The sequence below is a fragment of the Corynebacterium sp. HMSC073H12 genome (genome assembly GCF_001837775.1).
GTDB classification, from domain to species: domain Bacteria; phylum Actinomycetota; class Actinomycetes; order Mycobacteriales; family Mycobacteriaceae; genus Corynebacterium; species Corynebacterium amycolatum.
Genome location: NZ_KV834023.1, coordinates 194,832 through 209,576 on the forward strand (window position 1 = coordinate 194,832; position 14,745 = coordinate 209,576).

12 protein-coding genes are annotated in these 14,745 nt (G+C 52.6%); 10 read left to right on the top strand and 2 right to left on the bottom strand.

The features are described 5' to 3' along the window. Positions 1-187: 187 nt before the first annotated feature. From HMPREF2708_RS00895 to HMPREF2708_RS10985, 10 genes are all read left to right on the top strand, one after another. Positions 188-1,438 (top strand): hypothetical protein, encoded by a 1,251-nt coding sequence (locus tag HMPREF2708_RS00895; RefSeq protein WP_141762898.1) that lies wholly within the window; start codon positions 188-190, stop codon positions 1,436-1,438. Continuing rightward, positions 1,438-3,093, top strand: a complete 1,656-nt coding sequence (locus tag HMPREF2708_RS00900) for a hypothetical protein (protein ID WP_005509976.1) — start codon at positions 1,438-1,440, stop codon at positions 3,091-3,093. The genes HMPREF2708_RS00895 and HMPREF2708_RS00900 overlap by 1 nt, the downstream gene beginning before the upstream one ends. A gap of 73 nt (positions 3,094-3,166) precedes the next feature. After that, positions 3,167-4,936, top strand: coding sequence for an Hsp70 family protein (locus HMPREF2708_RS00905; RefSeq protein ID WP_005509767.1), 1,770 nt, complete (start codon positions 3,167-3,169; stop codon positions 4,934-4,936). A 293-nt stretch (positions 4,937-5,229) separates the two neighbouring features. Beyond that, positions 5,230-6,420, top strand: coding sequence for a hypothetical protein (locus tag HMPREF2708_RS10980; protein WP_141762899.1), 1,191 nt, complete (start codon positions 5,230-5,232; stop codon positions 6,418-6,420). A 271-nt stretch (positions 6,421-6,691) separates the two neighbouring features. Continuing rightward, positions 6,692-7,183, top strand: coding sequence for a hypothetical protein (locus HMPREF2708_RS00910; protein ID WP_070831176.1), 492 nt, complete (start codon positions 6,692-6,694; stop codon positions 7,181-7,183). Positions 7,184-7,257: 74 nt separating this feature from the next. After that, entirely contained in the window at positions 7,258-7,944 is a 687-nt protein-coding gene (locus HMPREF2708_RS00915; RefSeq protein ID WP_083321820.1) for a vWA domain-containing protein, read from the top strand. Between the two features lie 11 nt (positions 7,945-7,955). After that, positions 7,956-9,305 (top strand): protein phosphatase 2C domain-containing protein, encoded by a 1,350-nt coding sequence (locus HMPREF2708_RS00920; protein ID WP_083321821.1) that lies wholly within the window; start codon positions 7,956-7,958, stop codon positions 9,303-9,305. 55 nt (positions 9,306-9,360) lie between these two features. After that, a complete protein-coding gene (locus HMPREF2708_RS00925) occupies positions 9,361-10,653 on the top strand; it encodes a hypothetical protein (RefSeq protein WP_070831182.1) in 1,293 nt (430 codons plus the stop codon). 236 nt (positions 10,654-10,889) lie between these two features. Continuing rightward, positions 10,890-11,123, top strand: a complete 234-nt coding sequence (locus HMPREF2708_RS00930) for a hypothetical protein (RefSeq protein ID WP_070831185.1) — start codon at positions 10,890-10,892, stop codon at positions 11,121-11,123. Beyond that, complete coding sequence (locus HMPREF2708_RS10985; RefSeq protein ID WP_141762900.1) at positions 11,120-11,632, top strand: hypothetical protein; 513 nt, start codon at positions 11,120-11,122, stop codon at positions 11,630-11,632. The genes HMPREF2708_RS00930 and HMPREF2708_RS10985 overlap by 4 nt, the downstream gene beginning before the upstream one ends. On the opposite strand, the gene HMPREF2708_RS00935 is transcribed toward HMPREF2708_RS10985, so the two are convergent. Next, a complete protein-coding gene (locus HMPREF2708_RS00935; RefSeq protein WP_070831188.1) occupies positions 11,606-13,000 on the bottom strand; it encodes a dynamin family protein in 1,395 nt (464 codons plus the stop codon). The two genes, HMPREF2708_RS10985 and HMPREF2708_RS00935, sit on opposite strands and share 27 nt — an antisense overlap. Further along, the gene (locus HMPREF2708_RS00940; protein WP_070831191.1) at positions 12,990-14,738 is read right to left on the bottom strand and encodes a GTPase domain-containing protein; all 1,749 of its coding nucleotides are present in this window, start codon (positions 14,736-14,738) and stop codon (positions 12,990-12,992) included. Before HMPREF2708_RS00940 ends, HMPREF2708_RS00935 begins: the two co-directional genes overlap by 11 nt. Between the last annotated feature and the right edge of the window lie 7 nt (positions 14,739-14,745).

Genomic DNA, 14,745 nt, shown 5'->3' on the forward strand with positions numbered 1-14,745 from the left:
AGTGGCAGCGGATCATCACAAGAACCCGCTGCATAGTGTTTCACCCCATTAGAGATCTGCAGAAGGGAAAAAGTTCCCGCAGTGGTTGAAAAACATTTATCAGCGAGTAAATGCCATAATAAAGTGAGAAAATCTTAGTTACCGCACTCCGTAACTACGAAATAGGAATTTTGTACGAGAGCACGAAATGGCACAGTCATCAAAATCTCAACTGAGTAGCCGTTTTGCTCGGCGAACACTGGCCGAGTCTTCATTAATTCTCGCTGTCTGCATGGTCGCGGCCGTCGTCGTGATGCAAGTTATGCACGTCACGCCTAACGACGTCGATGAGAGCGGTCCGGCCTCTCCCGTTGTGGAACCACCAGCCATCGCTGATTCAGCCTTCATGATTCGTGATGGAAAGTTCGACTGTTCTACTATTTTTGACCAGGCATCTTTAACGCAGTTGGTCGAGTCGGGAATTGCGTATATTCCGGGATTCAATCGACTCACTGATAAGTCCGTTTCAACGGGTGCAGACGGACGAATAATTTGTGAACGTGCTGTTTCGGTAGAAGACGGCGTGCAGTTCACCTACTTCATCATGTCTAAAGCCACTCCGTGGGGTGGAAAACCGGAAGATGCAGAACCCGATGCGTTCGGCTGGGTTCACGAAATTCCCATTAAGAACGACGATGCGGAAATTCAAGGCTATGGTTCCTTTTACAGCGACGAGGAGCGCGGTTTTCTTCTCGTAGCTGCTATGCGAGATATCCATGTGGCGGCGGGCACGACTCCGGAAGCGGATGCCGTGGCGGCGAACAAAGCCAAGGACGTTGCCGAAAAGATTGCTCCCATTCTGGATCGCAGTGTGAAGGCAAAGACTGCAGACGCCAAGAAAACCGCGAACACTTCTCAAAAGCCGTCCCTCACCTTCTACCGTGATGGCCACTACAGCTGTCGGGCATTTATGGATACTGCGACGGTGAAAGCGGCTAAAGAGATTGGCCTGGAAATCCCCAGGCTGCCAGGAGCTAAGGCTGGAATGAGCTCACCCCAGGACGCTGAAAACGTTGAGTCCTCCCTGCCCGGCGCTGAGCTATGCGGCTTCTCGCATAACTTCGACGAGGTAGACATCATTACCGTGGCCGACCCAGAACATTCTGTCTGCACCGCGAACAGCGGGGTCGTGTTGAAAAAGCTGCCGGAGTGGTCGTACTTTGTTGACCCACGACCAGCACAGTACGCCTCAGACGGTAAGCATCAGGGTGAGATCTCTCTGAATCTGTTGCACCAGGATGAAGCTAAGGGCTGCATTGTTGTTCGGTCTTATAGTGACCAGGGCAATCTGCCCGATTTACAGAAAGTCCTAGCAAAGCTTTCACCAGTTGCTGGGTCGCTCTCTGCTCTGGAGAAGTCCCTTGATCAGCCCGCTACGAATGTCAAGGAACAGAAGTAATGAACACTCCTGACAGTCAGCAAACCAGCACCACCACAGAGCAGCAATCGAGTAAACCGAGTGAGTCAGCGTCAAAGAAGAAGGCTCTGGTTATTACGGCTGCCGTGGTGCTTGTCGCCCTCGTAGCAACAGCTATTTTCTGGTGGCAGCGCTCAGAATCTAAAGAATCAGAAGCCGGTGCCCCTGCCGATACCTCTGCCGGCGCAGCTTCCGATGTCGACACAAAGCCGACAAGCTTCCTCGTCCGCGACGGAAAATTCGACTGCACGACTTTGGACGAAACAATCCCGATTAGCGTGCGCCAACAAATTCCCGGCACACTGGGCAAGGCACAGGGGCAACGTCAACTAGCCGTCGAAAGGCGAGATGATGGCACGACCGTCTGCCCAATGACATTCGTAGCCACGGGTGATGTCGGGGGAATTAACGACACCAGTACCGAGGCCGCAACCAGCACCCACGACATGTTGCTGTACCTCGAATTACCGATGGACTATCGGTCCTTTGTCATTGAGTCCAGCTCTACATGCGCTCCGCCAGAGACCGAGCAAAGCTCCGAACTGACTGAGTCGCTCACGCCGCAACCCGATCAGAAGTGGGAAGTTCTCAACCTTGCCCCGGATGAGGCCGGCATTGCAGCCGTCGCTGCACGATTGTCGGATCCGCAGCTTGGGTGCCTAACTGCCAAGGTATTGTTCCCGGAAGGCACGATTTCACCGGACCAGATGAAGTCTTCCCGCGATCTTCTGGCTAAGTTTGTCGATGCTGCCGCTGAACCGCTTTCTACCTCGATTGCGGCGGCTAAGGGCCCCGGGAAACAGGCCTCTAAGAATCAGAATCTTGCAATCGAGCGGTCAACTTTCGTAACGAACCATGGACTCGACTGCCGTCAGTACGTACTCAATTCCTCTCTGACCCATCAGCACGAAACTGGTCTTGTTTCCGACTTCCATCGCATTCCCGGAGATTACAATTCCAGCCCTGAAGCTGGAGGCGATACTCCGCTGTTCAAAGTCGCTGCTGACAAGCAGAGTGTTACCTGCTGGTTCAATTCCAATCTCGGGGGCATGAACACATTCTCGCCGGTGGAATTTGAAACCTATGGCTCTGTCCCGGTTACTGTCACCACAACTAGCGCCAACAGCAAGCTCCGTCTACCAAACTCGATGTCGTTGAAGGATGTTGCTCCCGATTCAGGCGATACTCTGGCTGATTGGCACTACTTCGTCTACATTCCAGGTGAAAGCGCATCGGTTTCCGGCAGCGAGGAGAATCCTCAGCCAACGCTAGAGCTGGAAAAAGCCGAGACTCCAACGCTGAATGTCTACCGTTGCCAATCGAATGGGAACGACACCAGTGACGGCAAAGACGCCGAAAACGGTACCGAGGGGGCAAACAACGAAAGATCTGCCTGCCTGATCATGTCGATTCCCACTAACTATCTGACGCCTTTTGATATCGCCACCTTTTACCTCGACAATCCGCCGGAAGAACAGGACCCCGAAGAGGTGCGCCAAAACGGGCCTGACCCCGAAGCCCTAGCCGAGGAGCAAAGGTTTTATTCGAAGCTAACCCCGAATTCCCTCAGCAACGCCACAATCTCGAATCTCATACAGCTTGCTGAGCGCGTTGACCCGCTACTCGCAGCAAACTAATAACGCTCGCCGCTAACTAAGTGTTGCACCTTCCCAGTTTGTCAGTCCTACTTATGTGAAAGTTACGTCCTTTATGTCTTGGCTACTCGCTCTCGATATCGGTAATTCCAGCGTTGTCGCTGCAGCAGCCATCGATGGCGGCCCCGCAAGTATCGTCCCCCTCGGCTATGGCACGGGCAATGATGCCAAATCCTGGATGCCTGCAGCGGTGTTCCTCACTAGCAATACGGTTTACACCGGTCAGCAGGCAATTGATCACGCAGCCAATGCGCCGAGTGCTTTCGCACACTCCCCGAAGCGCTTCGTGGGCTCAGATAACCAGCGCGCTGTGGAACTCTTCGCCACAATCATCGAGAAGGTCCGTCGTTCCGCACTGATGTATCTGGGAAATAGGGATTCTTCTCTCCCCGATTACCCGACGAAGCTCATCCTTACTCACCCTGCAGCGTGGCCTTCGTCGGCACGCACAGTACTTATTGACGCGGCCAAGTCCGCTGGCTTCGACGAAGACACGATTGAGTTGGTCTCCGAGCCAATTGCTGCCGCTCACTCTGTCTCGCAACGACACCGCACGGGCAAGCTTTTCGTCCTCGATGTCGGTGGTGGCACCTGTGATGTTGCGGTCGTAGATATGGATACCGCATCACCACGAGTGCTTGCCGACGGCGGCGAGAACACAGTCGGCGGAAACAATTTCGACCTCGCCATGATCGGTCTCATGGAAGCCCGGACTATCGATGAGTTTGGGGAGCTGCCCGAGGAACTTGACTCAGCCGAGGGGCAGCTAGAGTTCCAATCTCAGGCGAAGAAAGTTCGTGAGGCGCTCTCGGAATCCCCTGATGCCAGCTTCACTGTCGACGGCGAAGAGCTTCTCATTACCCGTGACGAGTTCGAAGAGGCTATTGCGGACGACATTGAGCGGGTTCGCTCCCTGATTACTGACAAGACCAGTTTGCTCGGTGAAGCGCCAGTAATGCTCAGCGGCCTGCTCGTGGGTGGTACGGTTCGAACCCCCGCTATCTCCCGGGTTGTGCAGCAGTCGATGGAGGTTCTGCCCATTGAAGAGCCCATTACGGCGGTAGCTCTAGGAGCGGCAGAATACGGAAAAATTCTGCTTGCGCAGACGAACAAATCTGCCAGTGGAAGCGCACTGCCTCAGCCCGCTGGAAACGCTGACAACGCCAGCCCCAAAAAACGAGCACTCTCGCAAAAGGCAGCCACACGCATTGGGGCAGTGGTGGCAGGCCTCGTGATAGCCGCCGGCATGTTCTACTTTGTCGGTAATGGTTCTGATGAATCCGCCGAGCAGGCCGCACCTCCCGCCGAGCCGTCGCAAAGCGATACTTCTGCAGCGCTTCACACGTATCCCAATGTGTCCATCGGCGATCTCAAAGCGACTGAGTTAAAGCCAGATGCGCCGGCTTTCAAAGATGGCTATTTCTCCTGTGAACCAATGGTTGACGCGGTAAAAGATGAATTGGACGGCATCAAGGGGTTCCCGCAGGCGACCCCTGATATTTCCGGTTTTGCAGGCACGTCCGAATGTCGATTCAGCGGCGAGGACAGCACACCAGACGGTTCGCTTTCTATTCGGACGTTCACCCCAGCCGGGACCTCGATGTACGTGTCTACTGTCAATCCTTCTGCTGATTCCCGAATCGAGAATTGGTACGAAAAAGAAAAGGGCGACATTGACTACCTCGAACCTGCTCAGGTTTTTGTCTATGTACGTGACTTCGGCTGGCTTATCGTCGAGTCGGCTTCTGAAGAGATAATTGATAAAAATGTTCTTCAAGATGTCGCAGCTGCTCTTGACGAGGAATTACAGCTTCAGCGACCTTAGTCCTTCCAATAAACTACCTCGTAGCAATTAAGAGTTTTTCATTGAAAATACTTGTTAAAAACAACAAAGGATACCATCCCCCTCATCGATTTAGGGCAGTCTTTTCCTTCGCCATAATATGCATCATTGTCGTCGTTGTAACTTATACATCACTACCCAATAAGTCTAACGAGGAAAATTCCTTCGACCCTGCTAATCCTGCTAGAGACGCGCATTCAGATAGTTTCCCTTTTCTCGTCCGGAACGGAAAGTTCGACTGCTCCACTTTACGTGATTCCGCACCCTTGCGGATTATGCAGAATATTCCTGGAATAATCTCTCACGAATCGTCGGTAGACGCATTTAAACCGACCAGAGACCCTGACGGTAACTCCTATTGCTTTGTATCTCATATTTCAACCGGAGATATCGCCGGACTGGATCACAGCACACGAGAAGATGCTACCATCGACAGAAATTCACTTAGATCCCTTGAGTTACCTTTAGATTACCGCTCATTTGGCATCAGCACATTACGTTCATGCCCACCACACGACCCGAATATCCGGTCAACTGATAAAACAATTCTGGACGAATTTTCCCCTCTACCCGGGCAAGAATGGCAAATATTTAAGCGGGCTTACGGCGACCCGTTGTCAATGGCGTTCGCCGCCCGCCTTATAGATCCTCAAATGGGATGCTTGACTGCCATCATACGATTCCCCCAAGAAGACGTATCCCCTATCCAGGAACAAACTTCAATAAAGTTCCTGAAGAACTTTGTTAACGCAATCGCACACCCATTAGGCGTGTCTATAGAAGCAGAGAAGAAGTATCTCAATAACAAAGAACCTGCTCTCGCAAATACCCTTGCTACTCCTCAACCGACATTTCGTAACGGAAATATACTCGACTGCCGTTCATATATTCTTAGCACCTCAATTGTCCAGCAGGAAGAAATTGGCCTAGTCGGTAACTTTGAACGTATTCCCATTGATATACTGAAACCACTATCTTTACCCACAGAAACTCCACTTTACCGCGTCGAATCTGATAAGAAGAGCGTCACTTGTTGGCTAAAGTTCGAATCTGGAGAAATCCTCAAGAATAGTTTTCTCCCTCCAGATCTGCACGACGCAATTCCAATTAGTTTAATTACAACAAGTCCCGACAGCGATTTTAATCTCCCTTCATCCAACCTTGTCGATGCCGACGGTCTAAAATATGAGCATCTTCCAAATTGGGAGTTCTTCTCTTATATCCCTGGCAACAGCCAGCCACTTTCTGAAGGAGACTCTCGTCTGACGTTCGAACATTCTAAATATCCATCAATCAACCTTTACCGCTGCGATTCAAAATCCAAAAAACTTGAAAAGAGAACAAAAGCAGCCGAAGGAAACTGCCTCATCCTATCTGCCCCAATACATGGGCCACTCTACCCGGATGCACTACCTACACTTTCGCAGCTTGCACGAAATATCGACCGCATTGCCTTCAACGACTAGAATGAGAAAACTAGTTTTACTCCCGCGCTGATTAAATCTGGCGTCGAATGACGGTTTCCAGTCGTCTTTTTAAGCTCTATGTGCCGCCCACAGCCTTCCATTGGCTCCGTCGGCGCACACCACTCATATGTTTAGCTTCGCAAGCCTATCCTCATGGCCCGAAATTTTTCTAAACTGAAATTTTTTGACGAAGCCGGGAACTTTTTGGCCTTCTCCCTCCTCTATAGGTCAGACACTTTAAAACGCTGACCCTATTTCAGGAGGCAACCGCATGGTTCGCACGTCCCCGAACCTCACACCCCCGCGTGGCCAAGGCCCAACGCAAGACCCGCAAGCTCGCACCATTGCCGTATTTATTGCATGGCTTATTGGCATCGTGATCGTGTTGGTGCTGCTCATCAACATCTTTTCTTCACTATCAGGCTCAGCCGATGAAGATCAGAACCCCACTACGCCATCCCAGACTTCGTCTACGCCAGTTCCTACAGGCACCAGTAAGAACCCGGCAGAAGATGACTCTGAAACCACAGACTCGCCCTCATCGAATTCGGACGAAACAGGCTATGACGTGAACGAGCAGCCGTCGAGCGATGACGTAAATGGCGGCTCCTACGAGCAAGACTCCTCGTACCAGCAAGATTCGGAGACAAACCAAGAGCAAAGCCAGTCGACGACTTCGACGTCGGAGTCTGAATCGCAATCGTCACAGTCGACAAAGAACAAGCTAAAGCCCAATTCAAACTCCGAGAAAACCTCCGAGTAAAAGCGGGGCTTTCCTTCTCTCCAATTCCCTCCATTACTTATCTGCCACTCGCTCCACTACGGAAAGGACTTCTCATGACTACCGGAATGAACATGGAACCCCGCGGAAATATCCTGCCGATTTATTTCGTCGCTGACGAATCTGGCTCAATGGGGCCCGATATCGCTGAGCTCAACTCCGGCCTCCAATCCCTGCTCAACGAGATTCGAATGGCGCCTTTTGCCGCCGCAAATGTTCGTTTCTCTGTGATTGGCTTCGACAACGAGGCACGCCTGTACCTCAGCAACGCTGACTTGCGCCATGTTGAGCAGATGCCAACGCTTTCCGCACGCTTCGCAACATACTTCTCTACTGCGTTTGACCTGCTCAACGCCCAAATCCCAGACGATGTGGCGCAGCTCAAGGCCGAAGGTTACCGCGTCAACCGCCCCGCAGTCTTCCTGCTTACCGACGGCTACCCCATGTCCGATGATCTCTGGCGGGAGGCGCTGAGTGATCTCCAGAATGCGCCACACCACCCGAATATCTTGGCATTCGGAATCGGCGAATCGGATGCGCAGATTATCGGACAAATGGCCAGCAAGAACGGCTGGGCATTCCAGGCAGCGCAGGGCGCAGACACCGGTGCCATGTTGTCTGAGTTCATGTCTTCGCTAACTCAGTCTGTCATCAGCTCTGGCACGTCCGTCGCCAATGGTTCACCGGAAATTATTACTGATATTCCCGATGACTTCGTCAAGATCGACATGGACGAGCTGTAAGGAAAACTGCGATGACAAACTACTCCCAGCACGAGCGTTACCTTCACAATCCACCTCAGAAGAGCCTGGCCTCACGTGTCCTCGGAGAACTCGTTCGCGTCCGTCCGAGAGATTTACTCCATCCCTTTAACGATCCGCGTGCGGTCGAAGACTTGAATACCGGTCAGAGCAGGGACTACCCCTCCTCGCGTCGCCTCGACAGCCGACCTTCCACTGCCGCACCCTATTCGAATCCCAGTTCTCCGCGCCGAGACTTCCACACTGGCGTCCCCCACAATTACGAAACTCCCGACCTCGACACGCGCATCATGCCGGAACGCGGTTACTCGGATTACCACGCTGGCCCTGCTAGTTCCTCCCGGCTACCTCAATCGGCAGCCGAAAACTCCGGAGCTCCGTCTAACGCCTCCAATCCAGCACCCAGCCCCAAGCCAAAGCCCACATCGGCAACAAACCGCGCCTTCAGCACGGAAATCACCGCCACTTCGCATGACGATGGTCTCGCGCCGCTGGTTGTCGGTGATGCCGGCGCCGAAGTCGATCCCATCATCGTTGACACAAAATTCGGTACTGGCCGCCAAGTCCCCGACACCGTCATCGATGGCTGGCGCTCTAAGCAGTTTGCGATGCGCTCTGTCAGCTTGCGCGGACGCATGCACCGATACAACGGCGCACCTCGCCAGGACTCCGTGCATACTCTGCTTTCCGACGATGGCAACACCCTCTTCGTAGCAGTCGCCGATGGAGTCTCAGCTGCCCCACAAAGCCACCGAGGCTCTGCAATCGCAGCGCGCTACGCCATCGGATGGCTGAAGAAGATGTACAAGGACAACCTGAGCCAACAGGAATGGATTTCGCTGGCGAAGGGAGCTTCCTACAGCATTCAGACTGCTGCAAAAGAAGCTGGCGAAGATCCAATGGACTTCGCTTCCACACTGGTCTGCGCTGCTATTTCCAAGTGTGACAACGGGCTCCGCGGGCATGTCCTGTCAATCGGCGACTCCGGTTCGTGGACAGTCACCGCTAATGGTGTGGAGTTGATTGAAGGCGGCAAGGAAGAAAGCGATTCTGCAATTAGCTCATCAGCCGTGAACCCACTGCCGCTAGTGCCAGAAAACTTGGATGCCGTCTATTTCGAAACCACTGGTGACGAAACGGTGCTCTTCGGAACCGACGGCATTGGTGACCCCCTCGGCGGCGGTGGTGGCCCGTTGTCTGACCTCTTTGTCAAACGCCTTTACAAGCGTGTGCCATCGATTACTGAATTTTGTCACCTAGTGGACTTCTCCAAGGCCGGCTTTGACGACGACCGCACCCTGGTTGCGATTTGGCCAGCTCACATCGGAGTTCCAGACAGCTAGCCTCCTCTAGCCCCAGTCAGATTGTTACACCACACTTTTCAAAGGAACCCTTTTAATGAGTGCACCCGAAGCGACTACTACTCCTGTAGTTGAACTGAGTGAACTGCCTTCCGACCTAGAAAAGCTCGGATCTGGTGGCGAAGGAGTCGTCTACAAGCTCGGTTCTACGCGATTCTCATCTCGTCCCTGTGCTTTTAAAAAGTACAAGTCACCTGACAAGGTCAACGAGGCCCATCTGGAGAAACTGGTCAAGTTCATTAACAAACTCGGAGAGGTCGCCCCAGATCGCAAAGAGTGGCTGCTCAATCAAGCGGCATGGCCAACTCATTTAGTGCGTGATGATGGAAAGACCGTCGGCATAATCATGCCGTTAATTCCGGATCGTTTCTTCCAGCTTCTTTCTCCAACGTCGACAAGCACCACGAAACGTGCAGCGGAATTGCAGTATCTGCTGAATGGCCCTGAATTTGAGCAGAGCATCGGCCTGAAGGTAAGCGAACGTCAGCGCTACGAATTTCTGGAAGATTTTGCGAACCTACTTCGCGTTCTTCATGGCGCTGAAGTTCGCGTCGGAGACATTTCGGTTAAGAACCTGCTCTTCTGCCACAACTCCCCCGGCCCACATGTGTACTTGCTGGACTGCGACTCTATGAGTATTGGCCCGTCTGAGGGACCCGATGTGCAGACACCTGGTTGGGACGTGCCGAATGGGGAAAAACCGCAGACTAAAGCGAGCGATGCATACAAGTTTGGCCTGCTTGCACTGCGTCTGCTGGCTTCCGATCAGTCCACCCGCAACCCGAATGACCTACCCGCGGGAACTGTAAGCTCCGTTCGATCTCTCACTCAGCGTGCGCTCACCGCTTCCAGCTCAAGCAGGCCTACTCCCCGTGATTGGCTCGGCGCGATTAGCGAGGGGAAGGAAAAGGCATCTACCGAGGTAGCAGAAGTCGCGTCCACCAAAACACAAGCTGCGTCGACAAAGAACTCGGCTGGCACTTCTACAGCGACGAAGACCATTTCACGACGTAAGCAGGGAAGCCCTGTGCCTTCGGCTATCTCGACAAATGCCGTTAGTAATACTCCAGCAACCGCACAAACCACGGCTGCGGCATCAACAATTGCCACTTCTCCAACCGCCGCCCAACCGGCTAATGGCGACACCAACTCAACAGAAAAGAAGGGTCTTGGATGGCCAATCACCTGGACCATTTTGGCAGGTCTGATGTGTCTTTTGAACTTTGTCGGGGGTCATCCGGGTTCCGGCTTCTTCATGCTCATCGTGTTTATCACGAACCTCTGCTGGCTCTTGGTTCGCATGGACGAGTCTAAGGACAGTTCACAATGAGGTCATTGAAATACCTTGAGCTGGTCGGTCTCAGGCGCGAAACAGAACATCGCTTCCCACTGTCAATGGCGGATGTGGCGTGGGAAGCAGAACAGGAAGTACTCCCGATAACTCCTTGCACTGAGGAAGTACTGGATATCGCCTTATCCAGAGCCTTTGGAACAGACCCATCATTTGAACACCACGTCTCAGAATTCTCGCGCTTAGTTTCTCCAGAAAAAGGGAAGGAGTAGGACATGAGCACTGAAAAAGAAAACAAAGCTATCGCATCGCTAATGGCGGAAATTGATGGTGAAGCGGACTCTGAAAACCTCGTTGATGACATTATGCTGACCATTTTTGGAACGGAGGTAGTGGATCAGTCCGGTTCCCCACAAAACATTGTCGGCGAAAGCAGCTTCAGTTCCGCATCTCTCGCAGCTGATTTAGGTCACTCATCGGAAAGCAACTTCAGTGGGGACTCAAAATGACTGCCCGTTATGAATTCAACAGACAACTTGTCGCGAGACGATTCCAAAGAAGTGCCCTAGCCGAAAAAGATCACCTGTGGTCAATTGCGCTTGTGTTCGGAGGAAGCCGCCATCTTGCTCAAACCATTCTCACTCATGGGCTCGGCAATGCGTGGAAATCTGTCTCCGCTTTAGCAGAGAAAGCAGGAGCCTCCCATGACGCCCTGGTGCGCCGTGAAATCTACTTTGCGCTTGCACAGACGGGTTTAGGAGTTCTTACTGCGAAAGAAGCAAGAGCACAAGGTGGTTTTTCGCCGAGCGGCCGCGATCCTCTGTGCCGAGTAAATGCCCTGCGTGCTTATATGGAACCAGAAGATCTTACCCTGCTAGCGCTGGAGCAGTATTCTCCTCTGAGCAACTCTGAACTGTCCATCCTTTTTGGACTTGCAGAGGACGTTGTAGCTGAAAACATCGCTCAAGTACGAACAACCGCCGAAGATATCCTACGGAGCAATGAGCTCAGTGAATGAGCACACGGCTCCTAGGAGCTTTTCCTCCAAAGGCGAAACCAACCCCAGAAGCTTCCTGCTGGCCAGGGCATGTATCTCAGCAGCACGTGAAGCATCCTCCACTGCTCCCATCTGGAGTGTCTCTTCCGCCAGAGATACTCCTTCCGTAGATACGCGACTACCGGGACTCTGACTCAGCAAGTGGTAAATGGTTACCGCTAGCCGTTGCTGGGCAGTCAAATGCTCTTCCCAATAGTCGAGTACCTCGGCGGCATCGCAAGAAAATGCCAGGTCTTTTAGTTTTTCCTGCACAGAGCTACAGCGACTCAGCACCGTTGCAAAAGTAATACTCTCGCCCAGATGACCTGCTAAGGAATCGATTCCCGAGGCCTGACGTAAGAATCTCTGCAACTGTACGGCGCCACCGCTGGCACTATTTCGTCCCTCTAGAACCCCATAAGAGCCCAGCACTTCCAGCAGTTTATTGCGGCTATTAGCACTAACACAATTGGGAAAATCAGTCTCTAACTCATGCATCAATGTGTCACGAGCCACCGTGTCAAGGCTGCTGAGTACTCGAGCCAGCGGCTCGGTGATTGCACCTGTCTCCGCGCTTTCCGCCATCAGACCGGAAACTGCTAATACCGAAGAAAAATAGCGAGAGTAGTCGTTCGACAGTTCAGTGGCTCTGTTCCTAGCTGCTTCGATTGGATCACTTGGCCCAAAGGCGCCGGCACCGAAATCATCTGCGCGCGAAAGCACTCCCACCGATGACAGAGTGGTAAAACCTAGGGAGCGGATATGCGCAATCTCGTCGTCACGCAAGGTGGAATCGAACACATAAATCAACCCATCAATGGCGGTGCCATGTTGGTTCCACGGCACACGGGTCAACTCGCGCAGTCCATCGACAATTTGATGATTTGCCGCATCAACCGTTCCAAGACCGGGCGTATCGACGAAGTTTAGCTGCGACAATGCCTGTGATGGGAGATAGTGAACTTTCACGCGCCCATCCAAATCGGCCACACTTTGGGCACTCTGCGCACTATGGAGGGCGCCTCGACTGGCTAACGAAACATTCTCGATTCGCTCCGGCGCTCCCTTGGTGTACACGGTGACGGCATTCGTACACTCGAGGATTGCAGTTTCGGCAATTTTCTGGCGCACTAAAGCATTAATGAGTGTCGATTTTCCAGCCTTCATTCGTCCACTCACCAGAATCGTTGGCGGAGTCTGCATTAGCTGACGACACTCATTGGCAACAGTGGTAATTCTCTGCTGCTCATCGCCATATTCACCAGCACGATCAATCAGCTCACGAAGCATAGAATCGACGGGGGCAATCAACTGTTTAGCTGCAGAATCGACATATGCATTACTCTGCATTGGCATCCCCCCGACTCAGTAACTCACCACGAAGTCTGGCAACATAAGCCGACTTCTTCTTAGCTTCCTGCCGAGCGACTTGCCTGTCCCCAAGCGCCGACTGACAATCCTGTTTCATCTGCTGAATTTGGTGTTTAGTTCGCCGAATACGCAGTTCAAGATTGTCATTGAACTGGTTGATTAGTAACGGGCGCAACTCGTTGTAAACAGTCTCGATTCCCTGATTGAGCTGTCTGCGCACCTGCAAAATCACTTGATCTAGCCATTTTGATAGTTCAACGCGGCCAGTTTTAGACGATCGATGATAGACATTCACACCGAGCCACAGACCAGCCATTGCAACGAATGGCAGGACAGTACCGCCGCTACCAATAATCGCCGCACCAATCCCCGGTACAAAACCTAAAACGTGGGTAAGCCCGAAGCCACCAGCAATCGTCAGTGACACCAGGGAAGGATCCACGACTTTGGCTACGGAATTCTCGCTCTCAGGTTTGTTAGAAACGGAAATACCCGTGGCAACTTCGTTAAGGGCATCAATCACGCAGTGCCAATCTGCAACGCCATCTGTGACACCTACATAGACCTCGCGGGACCGAGCCATAAAGCAGCGGATTGAGTCCTCGAACAATTCGGACAGTTCGGATTCGATTTGAAAGAAAACTGCATCCCGATGGGCTCGAATATAACGTGGCGGCGTCGACGCGAAGTACGAGTGCCACCTCTCTCGAATCTCCACCAACTGTGTTTCAGCCATACTTACGGCTTCACTTCTGGCCTGAGACAGCCCTGACGTAAGTAGCTGTTGTCCTCGACGCCGGTCGGAAGTGAGGTGCTCAAGTTCCACCTTCTTCTCTTCCAATCGGCTCAGCATGGCCGTGCTATCTGCTGAAATCTCGCTCTCGAGCTCGGCATATTCACTATTCAGCAGAACCAACGCTTGCCGCATAACTGGGGTATACGCATTTTTCTGCAGCCGGCTGCGCGCCTCAACAATCGCCTCTTGTAACCGGGGAATCCCCGAGTCATTGATAACCTCGTCGGCTAGAAAAGGATTGCCATTGAGGGCAGAAAGGTACCGCAGCGGAGAGACACTGACTATAGGTACTTCGGAAACTAATTCTCCCAAATGCTGCTGAATCTGCTGACGAGTAACTCTTTCAATCTCTCGCCAACCCAACAGATTTTTGTCTTTCTTGGTTATTGCCACCGCAAGTCCTGGTGTGCTTGCAGCGATTTCTTTCAGCGTGGCAAGTTCCGGTTCGGTAATCGTAGTCGTTGCCTCAAGCACAAACACCACAACACCGGCATTACGAGTGAGCGCAATCGCAGCTTTCGAGATTTCCGAATCAGCGCCATTAAAACCAGGGCAATCTATGAAACTGTCATCTGTCAACGACTCTCCGCCTCGGATTGCCCCCTCCCCTAGCCCAAAGTTTCCCTGACCGGAAATCTCCTCCGCATCGGGACCAAAACTGAAACCCGTTTCACATGCGGAAAGACTGATGGAAGCACTTCCAGAAAGCGCATCTACCAGCATCGTCTTGCCGCATCCGACCTCACCGATAACGGCGACTACCGTCGCTTCTCTTCTCGCCTGTAGCGGGGCTTCGAGGAGTCGGGCTTCTTCTCGCTTGCCGACGGCATCAAAGTATTCAGCCGCTTTACGAATTAAAGTGGCATCCTCGCTGATACCGACACCTGAACTTGAGCTCGTATTAGAAGTGGCCGGCGTCATAAAATCT

What these genes read in the sequence shown, in the direction of transcription:
- HMPREF2708_RS00900 (WP_005509976.1), top strand. Translation starts at nt 1,438, where the DNA reads ATGAACACTCCTGACAGTCAGCAAACCAGCACCACCACAGAGCAGCAA.
- HMPREF2708_RS00905 (WP_005509767.1), top strand. Translation starts at nt 3,167, where the DNA reads ATGTCTTGGCTACTCGCTCTCGATATCGGTAATTCCAGCGTTGTCGCT.
- HMPREF2708_RS00910 (WP_070831176.1), top strand. Translation starts at nt 6,692, where the DNA reads ATGGTTCGCACGTCCCCGAACCTCACACCCCCGCGTGGCCAAGGCCCA.
- HMPREF2708_RS00930 (WP_070831185.1), top strand. Translation starts at nt 10,890, where the DNA reads ATGAGCACTGAAAAAGAAAACAAAGCTATCGCATCGCTAATGGCGGAA.
- HMPREF2708_RS10980 (WP_141762899.1), top strand. Translation starts at nt 5,230, where the DNA reads ATGCAGAATATTCCTGGAATAATCTCTCACGAATCGTCGGTAGACGCA.
- HMPREF2708_RS10985 (WP_141762900.1), top strand. Translation starts at nt 11,120, where the DNA reads ATGACTGCCCGTTATGAATTCAACAGACAACTTGTCGCGAGACGATTC.
- HMPREF2708_RS00895 (WP_141762898.1), top strand. Translation starts at nt 188, where the DNA reads ATGGCACAGTCATCAAAATCTCAACTGAGTAGCCGTTTTGCTCGGCGA.
- HMPREF2708_RS00940 (WP_070831191.1), bottom strand. Translation starts at nt 14,738, where the DNA reads ATGACGCCGGCCACTTCTAATACGAGCTCAAGTTCAGGTGTCGGTATC.
- HMPREF2708_RS00915 (WP_083321820.1), top strand. Translation starts at nt 7,258, where the DNA reads ATGACTACCGGAATGAACATGGAACCCCGCGGAAATATCCTGCCGATT.
- HMPREF2708_RS00925 (WP_070831182.1), top strand. Translation starts at nt 9,361, where the DNA reads ATGAGTGCACCCGAAGCGACTACTACTCCTGTAGTTGAACTGAGTGAA.
- HMPREF2708_RS00935 (WP_070831188.1), bottom strand. Translation starts at nt 13,000, where the DNA reads ATGCAGAGTAATGCATATGTCGATTCTGCAGCTAAACAGTTGATTGCC.
- HMPREF2708_RS00920 (WP_083321821.1), top strand. Translation starts at nt 7,956, where the DNA reads ATGACAAACTACTCCCAGCACGAGCGTTACCTTCACAATCCACCTCAG.